Below are 14,330 nucleotides of genomic sequence, written 5' to 3'. Positions count from 1 at the left end.
GACCCGTGTCCGTCTCGGCAACCGAGGGACTCGGAGCCAGCGCCTGGGCAGGTCTCGCCGCCGACTCGTCGTCGACGACCGCCTCGACCGCGGAGGACAAGGAGATGTTCCTCAACCTCATGGTCGCCCAGCTGCGATACCAGGACCCCATGAACCCGGCCGACACCGCCGACTTCATGGCCCAGAACGCGCAGTTCAGCGCGCTCGAGGCGATGCAGCAGGTCGCGGAGCTGACCTCGCAGGTGCTCGGGGCCCAGATGGCGTTCGGCGCCAGCGGGCTCGTGGGTCGCCAGGTCACCTACGTCGACCCGGACGGCAACGCCGTGACCGGCCTGGTCGGGAGCGTCAACTTCGACGTCACCGGCCCCACGCTCGACGTGGACGGCACCAGCGTGCCGCTCAGCGCCGTCTCGAACGTCACGGCTCCCTCCCCGGCCGCACCGGCCGCAACGGCACCCGCCACCGAGACCGGCACCGACGCCGGCACCGACGCCGTCTCCGGCTGATCCTCCCCCCGCACCGTCCCCACCCCACGCACCCTCGAGGCAAGGAACCCCGCCCATGCTGCGCTCGCTCTTCTCCGGCATCTCCGGCCTGCACGTCAACCAGGTGATGCTCGACGTCACCGGCTCGAACATCTCCAACGCCAACACCATCGGCTACAAGGCGAGCACCACGGTGTTCAGCGACACGCTCTCCCAGATGCTCTCCGGCGCGACCGTCTCCAACGTCGTCCAGGGCGGCACGAACCCCGTCCAGGTCGGCCTGGGCGTGCAGGTCGCCGCCACGCAGACCAACCTCGGCCAGGGCTCGGCCCAGATGACCGGCCGCGCGACCGACCTGATGCTCCAGGGCGACGGCTTCTTCGTCACCGAGAAGAACGGCATCAACCAGTACACCCGCGCCGGCTCCTTCAGCTTCGACGAGACCGGCACCCTGACCACGCCCACCGGCGCCCGCGTCCAGGGCTTCGCGTGGGACCCGGTGGCCGGCGACTTCGACACCGTCGCGGGCCCCGTCGTCCTGACCTCGGACCCGAGCCTGCTGGACCCGCCGGCCGTGCCCGACCCGATCACCGGCGACCTGCCGTCGCTCACCTCGTTCAACTTCGGCGCCGACGGCACCCTGCGCGGCGTCTACTCCGACGGCGTGCAGCGCGACATCGCCCGCCTCAGCGTGGCGCAGTTCAACAACCCGATGGGCCTGGAGAAGGTCGGCGAGACCTCCTTCATCGAGTCGGCGAACTCCGGCGCCCCGATCCTGGGCACCCCCGGCTCCGACGGCGCCGGCACCATCATCGGCGGCGCGCTGGAGATGTCGAACGTCGACCTGGCCAGCGAGTTCACCAACCTGATCCTCGCCCAGCGCGGCTTCCAGGCCTCGAGCCGGGTCATCACGACCTCGGACTCGGTGCTCGAGGAGCTCGTCAACATCAAGCGCTGACGCTGACCCGTCTCCAGGGAGGGGGCGCGCCGACCACGTCGGGGCGTCCCCTCCTGCACGCTCCCCTCGCCTCACCCCCCACCGGCCGACGTCCGTCGTGAAGATCCCGTGAACGCTCAGGTGCTCCACGCGGCGGCCGAATGACTCCAGTGACGGGCCATGGACGGCCCGCTGCGCTCAAGCCCAAGGATGGTGCTCCCCATGATCTCCCTGACCCGCCTCTCCGGGACCGTGTTCGCGCTGAACTCCGACCTCGTCGAGCGCGTCGACTCCACGCCCGACACCGTGATCACGCTGGTCGACGGCAAGAAGTACGTGGTCGCCGAGACGATGGCCGAGGTCATCTCGACCATCTGCCGCTACCGCGCCGAGATCATCGCCCTCTCCAGCCACCTCCAGGCCGGCGACCTCGTCGCCGTCGGGCAGGGCGACCGGGGCGCCCACCAGCTCGCCACGGTGGTCGAGCACCGCCGACCCAGCCTCAGCGTCGTCGACCACTCCGCGGAGCAGGGCGACGGCGGCCCGAAGGGAGACGACCGATGAAGGACCCCATGATGATCATCGGGTTCGTCGTCGGGTTCATCATCGTCTTCCTCTCCAACATCCTCGAGGGCGGCAACCCCCTGGCGCTGTTCCTGCTCCCGCCGATGCTGCTGGTGTGGGGCACCACCCTCATGGTCACGCTGGCCGGCGGCACGATCGCCGACGCCAAGGCGTTCGGCGCGGGCATCGTCAAGGCGTTCACCGGCGGCAACGTCAGCAACGCCGGCGAGGTCGTGCCGTCCGTGGTCAGCCTCGCGGAGAAGGCCCGCCGCGAGGGCCTCCTGGCTCTCGAGGACATGGTCAAGGAGATGAACGACGAGTTCCTCGTCAAGGGCGTCACCCTGGCCATCGACGGCACCGACCCCGAGGAGGTCCGCGACATCCTCGAGGCCGAGGTCACCGCCAAGAAGAAGTTCGACAAGCAGCAGGCCAAGTACTTCGCCGACGCCGGTGCCTACGCCCCGACCATCGGCATCATCGGCACGGTCATGGGCCTCGTCCACGTGCTCGAGAACCTGTCGAGCCCCGAGGCCCTGGGCCCGCTCATCGCCGCCGCGTTCGTCGCCACTCTCTGGGGCGTCATGAGCGCCAACGTCGTCTTCCTCCCCCTCGGCAACCGCCTCAAGCGGCTCTCCGAGCTGGAGGTCATGCGGATGGAGATCACCATCGAGGGCGTCGCGGCGATCCAGGCCGGCGCCAACCCGCGCGTGGTCTCCCAGAAGCTCACGTCCCTGCTCCCGGCCGGCCAGCAGCCCCCCGCTGCTGAGGCCGCCTGACACCCACCCCCAGGAGGAGCGCCATGAGTGGGCACGGAGGCGGTGGACGCCGCCAGAAGCACGAGGAGCACGAGGAGCACGAGAACCACGAACGGTGGCTGGTGTCCTACGCGGACATGGTCACGCTGCTGTTCGTGCTGTTCGTGGTGCTGTTCGCGATGGCCCAGGTCGACCAGTCGAAGTTCGACGCGCTGGCCGCCAGCCTGGCGCGCGGCTTCGGCAGCGGCAGCCCGCAGGTGCTCTCCGGCCAGGGCAGCGTCATGCCCGAGGCGGGCAGCCAGGCCATCCGGTCGGTCGCCCCGCTCATGGACGTCGGCGACCTGCCGCCCGCCCAGCAGCAGGTGGTCGCCGACGCGCTGACCCGCGAGCAGCAGCTCGAGCACGACCGGGCGCTCGCCGGCGCCCGCAGCGAGGTGGACCGGCTGGCCGAGGTCCGCGACGCGATCTTCGCGGCCCTGGACGCGGAGGGCCTCTCCGCCGACGTCCGCGCCTCCTTCGACGAGCGCGGCCTGGTGCTGAGCCTGGTCTCCAAGCACGTGGTCTTCGAGTCCGACCTGGCCACCCTGAGCCCGCGGGGACGCGAGATCGTCGCGACGATGGCGCCCGTGCTGCGTCGCCTCGAGGACCCCCTCCAGGTCGACGGCCACACCAACCAGGCCGCCGGCGCCCCCCGGTACTACGCCACGGACTGGGACCTCTCCTCCGCGCGCGCCATCACGGTGCTGCGGCTGCTGGAGGAGCGGTTCGGGATCAGCGAGGACCGGCTCTCCGCGGCCGGCTACGGCCACACCAAGCCCCTGCTCGACCCGAGCCTCCCCCGCTCCCAGGCGATCAACAAGCGCGTGGACGTGGTGGTGCTGGCGAACCTCACCGCCGAGGAGCAGGAGCTGCTCGCCGAGGCGGTCGACGACCGGGCGCGAGCCGAGCGCCGAGCCCGGCGCACGGGCACCACCCAGGGCACCACCACGAGCACCACCGAGAGCACGACCGCCAAGACCGACACCCAGGCCGCGGCGCAGTCCGCGGCCGCCGACACCGACCAGACCCGCACGAAGGAGATCGCGCGATGACCGCGACCGCCGAGGACGCCCCCGCGAAGAAGAAGTCCAAGCTGCCCCTGATCATCATCATCGTCCTGGTGCTGGTGATCGCCGGTGGCGCCGCCTGGTTCCTGTTCCTCAAGCCCGCCCCCGACGCCGCCGCGGCGGAGGAGCCCGAGCCGGAGGCCGGCGCGGTGCTGACCCTCGAGCCGCAGCAGATCAACCTCGCCGGCGGGCACTACCTGCAGATCGGCATCGCCGTGCAGCAGACCATCGACGTCGCCGAGGACCTCGACGGCTCCAAGGCGCTGGACGCGACCATCGAGCTGTTCAGCGGCAAGGCCGTCGACGACCTCGACAGCCAGAAGGAGCGCACCGCGCTCAAGGAGGAGCTGCTGACCAAGGTCGAGTCGCTCTACAACGAGGAGGCCACCGACGACGCGGACGCGGTCGTGAACGTCATGGACGTCTACTTCACGACCTTCGTCTACCAGTGAGCCGCCGCTGAGGAGACCACGAGCACGAGCCGGGGCCCGCCCACCAGGGCCGCCACCGGCAGGACGCCACAGACCGGCAGGGTGCCGGGAGCAGGACGCTCGCACACCCACGCCCGCGGAGGGCCGACGCAGCCGTCGTCCACCCCCGGGCCCCCGGCACCACGGACGGTGCCGGCACACGGGCCGCCGCCCCCTCCGGAGGCCCGGGCACGGACGCCGACGCATCTTGTCGTTTCCTTGAGACACGCTTGCTCAGACGCACGCGGTTGTGGACCGATGGTTGTCCCCGTGAGCCTCCCGACGCCCCTCGTCGCAGATTCCCGTCCGCCGTCGCGGACCGGACGTCGCGCCCGCACGGGCGTCGCGACCCCCTACGACTTCAGTCAGCCCATCCAGCTCTCCCGTGAGCACTCCCGGGTGCTGCAGCTGGGCTTCGACTCCTTCACGCGCCAGGCGACCACGGTCTTCACCTCGGTCCTGCGCAGCGTCTGCTCGGTGACGCTCACCGCGATCGACCAGCGTTCCTACGCGGAGTACATCGACTCCCTGGACGCGATGACGTACCTGACCATCTTCACCACCGAGCCGATGCCCGGCCGGGGCGTGCTGAACCTGCCGCTGGGCGCGGTGATGTCCTGCGTGGACCACATGCTCGGTGGCCCCGGCACCGCCCGCCAGCCCAAGCGCGAGCTCACCGAGATCGAGACCGGCGTCGTCGTCGGCCTGGTCGAGCGGCTGCTCTCGGAGATGCGCTACTCCATGGAGTCGATCGTCGCGGTCGACCCGCAGGTCACGGGCGTGGAGTACAGCCCCCAGTTCGCCCAGGCGGCCAGCGCCTCCGAGGTCATGGTCGTGATCGCCATGGAGCTGCGGATCGACGAGCGCCCGTTCCCCTTCACCGTCTGCCTGCCCTTCGCCGGCCTCCACCCCCACCTGACCTCCGCCGCCGCGCCGGCCCCGGTCTCCAGCCGCGAGCGCGCCCAGCGCGAGGAGGCGGCCCGCACGATGCGGACCACCTTCGAGGACGTCCCCGTCGAGGTCAGCGTCCGCTTCCGCTCCTCCAAGGTCGACCCGCTGCTCCTGGCCGACCTCGCCCCCGGCGACGTGCTGCGCCTCGGCCACCCGGCCGCCGCTCCCCTGGACCTGACGGTCGAGGAGCAGGCCCTGGCGCACGTCACGCCCGGCGCCCAGGGCGGCAGGCTCGCCGCCCTCATCGTCTCCACCTCCAACCGCCCCACGGCCTCCGCCGCCAACCGTCCCTTCGCCCCGCAGGAGAACCGATGACCGCCGCTCCCCTCGAGACCGGCCCCCACGACGAGCTGGCCGGCTCCGTCGCCTCCGCCGCCGCTGCCGTGCTCCCGGCCGCCGAGACCCTGATGGCGGGCGACCCGCAGCCGGGCAACGAGCACGTCACCCGCGTCTTCTCCGCCGCCGTGCTGGCCGACCTCGCCGGCGCCCGCACCGGCCGCCTGGCCCTGCTGGTCGGCTCCGAGCTGACCGACGCCCTCGGCTCCGCCCCCGGCGGCGGCCTCGACGTCGCCGCCGCCGTGCAGCCGGCCCTCGACGCCGCGGCCCAGGTCCTCGGCGCCACCGCGCAGGCCGCCGAGGTCGTCGAGCTGGACGAGGTCGTCGACCGCCTCTGCGGCGAGGCGCCCTACACCGCCGTCACCCTGCTGGGCGGCTCCATCGCCGGCGCCGTGCTGCTGCCGAACGCCGTGCTCGCCGACGCCGAGGGCGTCGAGGAGGACCCCGACGCCACCGCCGGCCAGGCCACCGCCGAGGCCGCCGCCCAGGTCGCGGCCGCGGCCGAGGCCGCCGCCACGTCCACGCTGCCCGACCCGCAGGCCGGCGCAGCGGCAGCGGCCCAGACCCTGCCCCCGACCGCCGCGCCGTCGAGCGTCCAGCCCGCCGCCCCGGCCGAGGTCGCCGGCGTGACCGGAGCCCCCGTCCCGGTCGCCGCCCCCTCCGCGCCCGTCGCCGACTCCCTCCCCCCGGTCGCCACCGTCCGCTCCATCGCCGACGGCCGCCGCGGCATCGACATGCTGGCCGGCGTCGAGATGGAGGTGACCGTCGAGCTCGGTCGCACCCGGATGCCCGTCCGCGAGCTGCTCGCCCTGGCCCCCGGCACCGTCCTGGCGCTGGACCGGGCCGCCGGCAGCCCCGCCGACCTGCTCGTCAACGGCCGGCTCGTCGCGCGCGGCGAGGTCGTCGTCGTGGACGAGGACTTCGGCCTGCGCGTCACCGAGATCCTCGACCAGACCCAGGCGGTCTGACATGGGCGAGCTCGCGATCCGCATGGTCGTCTCGCTGCTCGTCGTCGTCGGCCTCATGCTCCTCGTCGCCAAGGTCGCGGTGAAGCGCAACCGCACCGTCCGCGACACCGGCCTCCAGGTGATCGGCCGCCAGCAGCTCGGCAAGGGCAGCGGTCTCGCCGTGGTCACCGTCGGCGGCCGCACGCTGCTGCTCGGCACCACCGACAACCAGGTCAACCTCATCACCGAGCTCACGGACCAGTCCGCCGTGCCCGCCTCCCTGGGCGTGCACGACGACCTGGACACCGACCTCGACCTGGGCACCGACCTGGGCACCGACCTCGACGCCGACCTCGACGCCGCCGTCCAGGACGACGCGTTCGCCGCTCTGCTGGCGGACGCCCTCGCGGCGCCTGCCGGTGCTGCCGCCCCCGGCCCGGCCGCGCCCGCCGCCGTTGCTGCCCCGGCCGCGTCTGCTCCTGCTGCCGTGCCCGCGGTCGTCGCGGACGAGGACCGCGCCTGGTCCGCCCCGCTGCCGCGCTCGACCAGCGCGCTGGGCCACGGTCAGCGTGTCGACGGCCTGCAGGTGGCCGGCCTCCCCGAGATCCGGCGTGCGACGCCGGCCCCCGCCGTGCCCGCCGCGCCGGTGGTGCCCGCCTCCTCGGCCCCGCTCGAGACCGTGGCCGTGGCGCCCACCGCACCCGCGGCACCCGCCCCGCCCGCCGAGATCACCGAGATCGCCGAGATCACCGAGGCCCCCGCCTGGGAGCCGCTGGCGCTGGTCACCGACGCGCCCACCCGCCGCAGCACGCCCTCGCCCGTCGACGCGCTCCTGGCGCTCGCGCAGGCCGACCCCGCCCCCACCCGGACGGCGAGCGTCGCCCCGGCCCGTGCGGCGTCCCCCGCGGCCCCCACCGGTGAGGACGAGGCCGCCCGCCAGCTGGCCCGCGTCCGCGCCGCCGTCGCCGACGCCCGCCCCGTGACGCCCCTCGACGTGGCTGACCGGATGGGATCGACGGTCCGTACCGACCGGACGACCACCGCCCCGCAGCGCGAGGCCGCCACGGCGCTCCAGGAGGCCGCCGAGGACGACGAGGTCGCCCGCGCCACGGCGCAGGCCGGCGAGTTCATCGCCGCGCTCTCGGCCGCGCTCAGCGCCACCGAGCCCACGACCGCTCCCCCGACCGTTCCCACCGTCACCGCCACCGGCCCGAAGCCCGCCCGCCGCGAGCGCCGCCGCACCCGTGGCGGTGTCCCGGTGCCGGGTCCCTCCGCCACGCCTGCCTCCTCGACCCCCCAGGGGCCGCTCGCCGGCTCGGTCCTCTCCCCGCAGACGTGGCGCCAGGCCGCGCAGGCGGTCACCAGGCGAGCGTCGTGACCGCCCCGTCCCGAGGCGCCGGCACCACCGGCGCCGGCGCGAGCCTGCCCGGACGGACCGGACGAGTCGTCCGCGCCCGTCGGCTGCTCGGTCTCCTCGCCGCCACGCTGGTCGCGTCGGCCGCCCTGCTCCTGCCCGGCCTGGTGCTCGACGGCGCGGTCGCCGGCGGCACCCCCGTGGCCACCGACGCCGGCCTCGCCCTCCAGGGCGGCGGCGAGTTCGACTGGAGCACCGGCACGTTGTCGGGCGTCCCCGGCACGGGCGGCATCAACCCCGGCGCCGCGAACGACGGCAGCGTCAGCGTCGACGTCACCGGCCTCACCCGCAAGCCCAGCGAGTCCGTCGCCCTGTTCGTGGCGCTGACCCTGCTGTCGCTGGCGCCGGCGATCGTGCTCACCACCACCAGCTTCACGAAGATCCTGGTCGTGCTCGGCCTGACCCGCAACGCGCTCGGGCTCCAGCAGACCCCGCCCAACCAGGTCCTCGCCGGCCTGGCGCTCTTCCTCAGCCTCTTCATCATGGCGCCGGTGCTCTCACAGATGAACGAGACCGGTGTGCAGCCCTACATGAACGGCGACCTCACGGCCCAGCAGGCGTGGGACACCGGCATCGAGCCGCTGCGCACGTTCATGCTGGACAACACCGAGGACGAGGAGCTGGCCACCCTGACCCGGGTCGCCGGCCGCGAGCTGCCCAGCGAGCGCGCCGACGTCCCCCTCACCACCCTGATCCCGGCCTTCGTGCTCTCCGAGCTCAAGGACGCGTTCATCATCGGCTTCATCATCTTCATCCCGTTCCTGGTCATCGACCTGGTGGTCTCCGGGGCGCTGATGGCGCTGGGCATGATGATGATGCCGCCGGTGATGGTCTCGCTGCCGTTCAAGCTCCTGCTCTTCGTCCTCGTGGACGGGTGGGCGCTCATCATCACCGCCCTCGTGCAGAGCTACGGCTAGCGCCCCCTGCTGCAGCCCGCTCCGCCTCGTCCCACCGCTGTCACCCGCTGTCACCACTGCTGCCGGCCGCCACGACCGGACGCCCGTCGACCCTGCCCACCCCTGCCCACCCGTCCCTTCCACCGGAAGAGGAGTCCGATGACCGACACCGCCGTGCTCCAGCTGGCCGCCATGACCATGCAGGTGGCGCTGAAGCTGTCCGCCCCGATCCTGCTCACCGCGCTGTCGGTCGGCTTCACGATCTCGCTGTTCCAGTCGATGACCCAGATCCAGGAGTTCACGCTCGCCTTCGTGCCGAAGGTCATCGCCGTCGCCGGCGCGCTCGTCGCCACGGGCAACTGGATGCTCCAGACGCTGATCCAGTTCACCGACGACCTGTTCGCGATGGTCCCCAGCCTCCTCGGCTGAGCCCGCCCACCCCCGCCAGGACCCACGATGACCCTGACCGTCGACGGCACGCCCATGCTGGCGTTCCTGCTGGCGTCGCTGCGGGTCGTGGCCTGGCTGTTCGTGGTGCCACCCTTCGCCACCCGCGCGTTTCCCTCGACCGCCAAGGTCGTGCTCGCCCTGGGCCTGTCCATGGTGATGGCGCCCGCGCTCGCCGACGACCCCGTGCCCACCGAGCTGTGGAGCATCGCCGTCGTGGGCATCACCCAGGTCGCGATCGGCGCCGGCCTGGGCTACCTCACGATGCTGATGCTCAGCGTCATCTCCGCCGCCGGCTCCCTGCTGGACGTCTTCGGTGGCTTCGCCCTCGCCCAGGGCTTCGACCCGCTCGGCCAGAACTCCTCCACCGTCATCGGCCAGCTCCACAACATGCTGGCCACGATGCTGCTGTTCGTCTCCGGCGGCTACCTGGTGGTCGTCGGCGGCCTGCTGCGCACCTTCGACGTGCTGCCCCTCGGCTCCGCCCCGCAGGTGGACGACGGGGTGGGGCTCGTGACCGCCGCGTTCAGCCTGTTCATCGCCGCCGCCGTGCAGGTGGCGCTGCCGATGGTCGCGGTCCTGCTCGTCACCGACCTCGGCCTGGCGCTGATGACGAAGATCGCCCCGCAGCTCAACGCGATCCAGGTGATGTTCCCGGCCAAGATCGGCCTCACGCTCCTGCTGGTCGGCCTGAGCTTCCCCGTCCTCCCGGAGGTCACCCAGCGCATGGTCGACCACGCGCTGCGGGCCATGTCGGCGTTCGCGGGCGGGGGGTGATCCGGCGATGAGCGGGGAGAAGACCGAGAAGCCGACAGAGCAGAAGAAGAAGAAGTCCCGCAAGGAGGGACAGGTCGCCCGGACCCAGGAGTTCGGCGGCTGGCTGACGATGCTGGCGTTCTCCGGCGCCGCGCCGGCGCTGGTGGACCGGGAGGCCGAGAGCCTGCGCGAGCTCATGGTGCTGTCGCTGCGGGCCGTGGAGGACCCGACGGTCGAGAACGCGCTGGACCTGCTGGTCACCGGGGTGACCGGCGTCTTCGTCACCATCCTGGCGCTCGGCACCGGCGTGATGATCCTCAGCGTCGCCGCCAGCCTCGCGCAGGGCGGCTTCTTCCTCGCGACCAAGGCGATGAAGCCGAGCCTGAAGAAGTTCGACCCCGTCCAGGGGATGAAGAAGCTCTTCGGCCCCCAGTCGTGGTGGGAGGGCGCGAAGATGCTGATCAAGACCTCCATGCTCGGCGCGCTGGCCTACGGCACGGTCACGTCCGTGACCCCGCTCCTCGGCGGGCTCGTGCCCACGATGGTGGTCCTCCAGGTCGCCGCCGGCGAGATCTTCGCGCTGCTGCGCTTCGTCGCGATCGCGGGCCTGCTCATGGCCGGCGTCGACTACCTGATGTCGCGCCGCCGCACGATGAAGCAGGTGAAGATGACCAAGGAGGAGGTCAAGCAGGAGCACAAGAACACCGAGGGCGACCCGCACCTGAAGAGCGCGATCCGCCAGCGCCAGGTGGCCGCCAGCCGCAACCGGATGATCGCGGACGTCGCCGACGCCGACGTCGTCCTGGTGAACCCGACCCACGTCGCGGTCGCCCTGCGCTACCAGCCCGAGAAGGGCGCCCCCGTGGTGCTCGCCCGGGGCTCGGGCGTCGTGGCCGCCCGTATCCGTGAGGCCGCCGCCGAGCACGAGGTGACCATCGTGCGCGACGTGCCGCTGGCCCGCGCCCTGTACCGCTCGACCGACGTCGGCATGGTGATCCCCACGGAGCTGTTCGCCGCGGTGGCCCAGGTGCTGGCGTTCGTGATCGGACGTCGGGGACGCAGCGCGGTACCCACCCCCCACGACAGCCCGCGCCGCGGCGGGGACCTGCCCGACGTGCCCGACGCCCAGCGCCGGCGCCGCCAGGCCATCGCCGACCGGGCCCGTGCCCGGGCCGCGCGCGCCACCGCCTGACCCCCGCTGCACCCCGCTCGACACCGCCCGCCGGTACGCCTCAGGTGACCGGGTGGCGGGCCGATGTTCACCTCGACGCCAGGGACGGCGCCACCAGTGCCAGGGACGGCACCTCCTCAGCGACCCCGCGGAGTGCCCGTCCCCATGTTGAAGAACCTCACCAAGCTCGGCGTGCCCATCGGCATCGTCCTCATCGTCGTGATGCTGGTCGTCCCGCTGCCGTCCGCGGTGCTCGACATGCTCATCGCCCTCAACATCACCGGCGCCCTGCTGGTCCTGCTCACGGCCATGTTCGTCACCCGGCCGCTGGAGTTCAGCGCGTTCCCCGCCGTCCTGCTGGTGATGACGCTCTTCCGCCTGACGCTCAACGTCTCGGCCACGCGCCTGGTGCTGCTCGACGGCTACGCCGGCAAGGTCATCGACACCTTCGGCCACTTCGTCGTGGGCGGCTCGCTGATCGTCGGCCTCATCATCTTCGTGATCCTGCTGATCATCCAGTTCGTCGTCATCACCAAGGGCGCCGAGCGCGTCGCCGAGGTGGGCGCGCGCTTCACCCTCGACGCGATGCCCGGCAAGCAGATGGCCATCGACGCGGACCTCAACTCCGGCCTCATCGACGAGGCGACGGCCCGCAAGCGACGCCAGGAGGTGCACGCGGAGGCGGACTTCTACGGCGCGATGGACGGCGCCTCGAAGTTCGTCAAGGGCGACGCGATCGCGGCCATCATCATCACGGTCGTCAACCTCATCGGCGGCATGGGCGTCGGCCTGCTCCAGCACGGCATGGCCCCCGGCGAGGCCGTCACGACCTACTCCCTGCTCTCCGTCGGCGACGGCCTGGTCTCCCAGATCCCCGCGCTGCTCCTCTCGGTGGCCACCGGCCTCGTGGTGACCCGCAGCGCCGGGGACGAGGACATGGGCTCCGACATCCTCAAGCAGCTGGGCGCGCGTCGCATGCCGCTGCAGATCGCCGGCTTCGGCGCGCTGGCCCTGTGCCTCATCCCCGGGCTGCCCAAGATCCCGTTCCTCATCGCCGGTGGCGCGATGCTGCTGTTCTCGATGCGCGTCCCCAGCCAGGCCGAGGCGGAGGCGGCCGAGGCCGAGGCCGCGGCCGCCGAGGTCGCCGAGGAGACCAGCACCAGCGACCACCCCGAGCGCCTGGCCGCCGAGATCCAGGTCGACCCCCTGGGCCTCGAGCTCGCCCCCGACATCATCGACCTGGTGGACGCCGGCCACGGCGGCGACCTGCTCCAGCGGGTCCGCTCGCTGCGCCGCAAGGTCGCCTCCGAGCTGGGCGTCGTCGTCCCGCCGGTGCGCACCCGCGACAACCTCGAGCTGCCCGCGCACACGTACGCGATCAAGCTGTTCGACGTGGAGGTCGCCCGCGGCGAGGCGCCTCCGGGCTGCGTCCTGGCCATCGGCGAGTTCCTCGGCTCCCTGCCGGGCACGCCCACCCAGGAACCCGTCTTCGGCCTCGAGGCCAAGTGGGTGCCGCAGACGCTGCGCGCCCAGGCCGAGCTCTCCGGCGCCACCGTGGTCGAGCGCTCGTCGGTCATCACCACGCACCTCTCCGCCGTGGTCACCCAGTACGCCTCGCGCCTGCTCGGCCGCGAGGACGTGCGGATGCTGACGGACGTCGTGAAGCGGACCCACCCCAACGTGGTCGACGAGCTCACGCCGGCACAGCTGAGCCTCGGTGAGGTCCAGCGCGTCCTCCAGTCGCTCCTCGACGAGGGCATCGGCATCCGGGACCTCGTCCGCATCTACGAGGCCCTCTCCCTGCGCGCGCAGACCACCAAGGATCTGGACGCCCTCGTGGAGTCCGCCCGGGCCGCCCTCGGGCCGGCCGTGGTCGCCCCGCACGTCGTGGACGGCACCGTCCACGTCATCACCTTCGACCCGCAGTTCGAGCAGCGGATGCTCGAGGGGCTGCGAGCCACGGACCAGGGCCCGATGATCGTCCTGGACCCGATGAGCGCCCACCACCTCATCGGCGGCCTGGCCAACCTGGTCGTGGAGGCCGAGAACGCCAACCTGACGCCGGTCCTGGTCTGCGCCCCGCAGCTGCGGGCCGCGGTGCGCCGCATGGTGCGACCCGCGGTCGAGCGCCTCCCCGTGCTCGCCTACCCCGAGCTCACCGGCGCGGCCCAGATCCGCTCCGTGGGCGTCGTCGACGGCCACGCCCAGGTCGGTGCCGGGGCATGAACCTCCTGTCGGCACCGGTGCTCGGAGGAGCCGCCTTGTGCGTCTCCCCCGCGCTCCACGGCGCCTGGAGCGGCGACACCACCCTCGAGGCCGCCCTCACGCGCTACCTCATCGCCGTGCCCATCTGCTGGTTGGTGCTGAGCATCTTCGAGGCGATGGTCGGGCCGCCTCCCCGGCCGCAGCCCCCGGTGCCGGCCCCGACGCCCGAGGCAGCCCAAGGACCCACCTACACCGCCCAGCAGGTGCCCGGGATGCCCGGCACGGGCGCTCGCCAGCTCGGTGCCGGGGACGACGCCTCGGCCTGAGCCACGCCGGCCTGACGCTCCCCGGGAGACCACCTCCGGACGTGGAACGACCCGCAGGCGTGGCCTCGAGGGCCGCCTCCGCCGGACGTTCGCGGAGCGCCTGCGGGTCGGGTGACCGCCGGGTATTGCCGGCAGCTCGGACGACGTCGTCGCCCCCGCCCTGATGGACGACTGCCTAGCGGGCAGTCACCTCACGCGTCCTGAGAGAATGCATTTCTCGGACCACCTCCTTTCCCGTGTCCGACCACGGTAGGCAGCCGATCCCTCCCCGCACAACGGGTTTTCACTGAGCGAAGCGCCGCTCCCTGCCGTACCACGAGAGACAGGCACCGCACCGTCCGCTCAGGACCTCCGCGGGGCGAACCCTCATCCGGAATGCGGAACGCCCGCGCGGGGAGCACTCGGTGGTGCTGCGACCCGGCGGGCGTTCTGCAGTGTATGTCCGGCGGCGTCCTACTCTCCCACAACCTCGCGGTTGCAGTACCATCGGCGCTGAGAGGCTTAACTTCCGGGTTCGGGATGGGACCGGGTGTTTCCCTCTCGCTATGGCCGCCGTAACTCTAG

The 14,330-nt window shown here is 72.5% G+C and carries 15 protein-coding genes and 1 rRNA gene; 15 read left to right on the top strand and 1 reads right to left on the bottom strand.

All coding sequences use genetic code 11. From position 1 onward, the window contains the following. Positions 1–5: 5 nt before the first annotated feature. From M8316_RS20080 to M8316_RS20010, 15 genes are all read left to right on the top strand, one after another. A complete protein-coding gene (locus M8316_RS20080) occupies positions 6–506 on the top strand; it encodes a flagellar hook assembly protein FlgD (protein ID WP_250057745.1) in 501 nt (166 codons plus the stop codon). A 55-nt stretch (positions 507–561) separates the two neighbouring features. Further along, complete coding sequence (locus M8316_RS20075; protein ID WP_250057744.1) at positions 562–1,443, top strand: flagellar hook-basal body complex protein; 882 nt, start codon at positions 562–564, stop codon at positions 1,441–1,443. 201 nt (positions 1,444–1,644) lie between these two features. After that, positions 1,645–1,986, top strand: coding sequence for a flagellar FlbD family protein (locus M8316_RS20070; RefSeq protein ID WP_250057743.1), 342 nt, complete (start codon positions 1,645–1,647; stop codon positions 1,984–1,986). Beyond that, positions 1,983–2,762 (top strand): motility protein A, encoded by a 780-nt coding sequence (locus tag M8316_RS20065; protein ID WP_250057742.1) that lies wholly within the window; start codon positions 1,983–1,985, stop codon positions 2,760–2,762. Before M8316_RS20070 ends, M8316_RS20065 begins: the two co-directional genes overlap by 4 nt. A 23-nt stretch (positions 2,763–2,785) precedes the next feature. Further along, the gene (locus M8316_RS20060; protein WP_250057741.1) at positions 2,786–3,832 is read left to right on the top strand and encodes a flagellar motor protein MotB; all 1,047 of its coding nucleotides are present in this window, start codon (positions 2,786–2,788) and stop codon (positions 3,830–3,832) included. Continuing rightward, positions 3,829–4,299 carry a flagellar basal body-associated FliL family protein gene (locus M8316_RS20055; RefSeq protein ID WP_250057740.1) on the top strand — a complete coding sequence of 157 codons (471 nt, stop codon included), beginning with the start codon at positions 3,829–3,831 and terminating at the stop codon, positions 4,297–4,299. Before M8316_RS20060 ends, M8316_RS20055 begins: the two co-directional genes overlap by 4 nt. A gap of 288 nt (positions 4,300–4,587) precedes the next feature. Further along, positions 4,588–5,583: a flagellar motor switch protein FliM gene (locus M8316_RS20050; RefSeq protein WP_250057738.1), complete on the top strand. Its 996-nt coding sequence runs from the start codon at positions 4,588–4,590 to the stop codon at positions 5,581–5,583. Next, positions 5,580–6,572 (top strand): flagellar motor switch protein FliN, encoded by a 993-nt coding sequence (fliN, locus tag M8316_RS20045; RefSeq protein WP_250057737.1) that lies wholly within the window; start codon positions 5,580–5,582, stop codon positions 6,570–6,572. Before M8316_RS20050 ends, fliN begins: the two co-directional genes overlap by 4 nt. A 1-nt stretch (position 6,573) precedes the next feature. Beyond that, positions 6,574–7,929 carry a flagellar biosynthetic protein FliO gene (locus M8316_RS20040; RefSeq protein ID WP_250057736.1) on the top strand — a complete coding sequence of 452 codons (1,356 nt, stop codon included), beginning with the start codon at positions 6,574–6,576 and terminating at the stop codon, positions 7,927–7,929. Then, on the top strand, positions 7,926–8,882 hold the full coding sequence (gene fliP, locus M8316_RS20035) for a flagellar type III secretion system pore protein FliP (protein WP_250057735.1): 957 nt from the start codon (positions 7,926–7,928) through the stop codon (positions 8,880–8,882). The genes M8316_RS20040 and fliP overlap by 4 nt, the downstream gene beginning before the upstream one ends. Positions 8,883–9,020: 138 nt before the next feature. Next, on the top strand, positions 9,021–9,290 hold the full coding sequence (locus M8316_RS20030; RefSeq protein WP_250057734.1) for a flagellar biosynthetic protein FliQ: 270 nt from the start codon (positions 9,021–9,023) through the stop codon (positions 9,288–9,290). A gap of 27 nt (positions 9,291–9,317) precedes the next feature. Beyond that, entirely contained in the window at positions 9,318–10,085 is a 768-nt protein-coding gene (locus tag M8316_RS20025) for a flagellar biosynthetic protein FliR (RefSeq protein WP_250057733.1), read from the top strand. A 7-nt stretch (positions 10,086–10,092) separates the two neighbouring features. Beyond that, positions 10,093–11,256: an EscU/YscU/HrcU family type III secretion system export apparatus switch protein gene (locus M8316_RS20020; protein ID WP_250057732.1), complete on the top strand. Its 1,164-nt coding sequence runs from the start codon at positions 10,093–10,095 to the stop codon at positions 11,254–11,256. Positions 11,257–11,400: 144 nt separating this feature from the next. Beyond that, positions 11,401–13,461, top strand: a complete 2,061-nt coding sequence (gene flhA / locus M8316_RS20015) for a flagellar biosynthesis protein FlhA (protein WP_250057731.1) — start codon at positions 11,401–11,403, stop codon at positions 13,459–13,461. Positions 13,462–13,496: 35 nt separating this feature from the next. After that, positions 13,497–13,766: a hypothetical protein gene (locus M8316_RS20010; RefSeq protein ID WP_250057730.1), complete on the top strand. Its 270-nt coding sequence runs from the start codon at positions 13,497–13,499 to the stop codon at positions 13,764–13,766. Positions 13,767–14,206: 440 nt separating this feature from the next. Here the strand turns inward: M8316_RS20010 and rrf are convergent. Next, positions 14,207–14,323, bottom strand: a 5S ribosomal RNA gene (rrf, locus tag M8316_RS20005). Between the last annotated feature and the right edge of the window lie 7 nt (positions 14,324–14,330).

Source organism: Nocardioides bruguierae (assembly GCF_023554635.1).
In the GTDB taxonomy this organism is placed as follows: domain Bacteria; phylum Actinomycetota; class Actinomycetes; order Propionibacteriales; family Nocardioidaceae; genus Nocardioides; species Nocardioides bruguierae.
Note: the sequence above shows the minus strand (reverse complement) of the source record. Positions and strands in the feature narration are given on the sequence as shown.